The sequence below is a fragment of the Parabacteroides sp. AF39-10AC genome, from assembly GCF_003635405.1.
Classification (GTDB): Bacteria; Bacteroidota; Bacteroidia; order Bacteroidales; family Tannerellaceae; genus Parabacteroides; species Parabacteroides distasonis.
Genome location: NZ_QTLP01000063.1, coordinates 3,236 through 3,731 on the forward strand (window position 1 = coordinate 3,236; position 496 = coordinate 3,731).

The following is a 496-nucleotide window of genomic DNA, read 5'->3' on the forward strand; positions in this document are numbered from 1 at the left end:
ACTGGCCTGCTGCATCGGGATGTACGTCTTCCTGCGTTACCAGACGCCGGTGTATAACGTCACGTCGTCGGTGCTGATCAAGGAGGACGAGAAGAAGGGGGCAAACGCCGCCAGCGGCCTTGCCGCCATACAGGACCTCGGCATGCTCTCGATGACGAGCAACTTCGACAACGAGGTCGAGATCCTGAGGTCCCGCACGTTGATCAAGAAGGTGGTGAACGACATGGGCCTGTATATCGACATGGAGGAGTCGAACGCCTTGGGCTTCAACCCCCCGTTATACAAGAACTCCCCCGTTAACGTGTTCATCACCCCCGAGGAGGCGGACCGTCTGGTGGCCCCCGTCGAGCTACGCATGCGCTACACGAAGGAGGGTCAGCTAACGGTGAGAGCGGAGTACAAGATCGACAAGGAGGGTGACGAGGAGACGATGGAGCAGGGCTTCGACAGGCTCCCCGCCATATTGCCCACCCCCGTGGGGGTTTTCAGTTTCACG

Annotated in this window: 1 pseudogene; it reads left to right on the forward strand. The window is 59.7% G+C overall.

Annotation, left to right across the window (positions count from 1 at the left end):
• Positions 1 to 496 (forward strand): annotated as a pseudogene (locus DW033_RS24065) (tyrosine protein kinase); the annotation flags it as partial.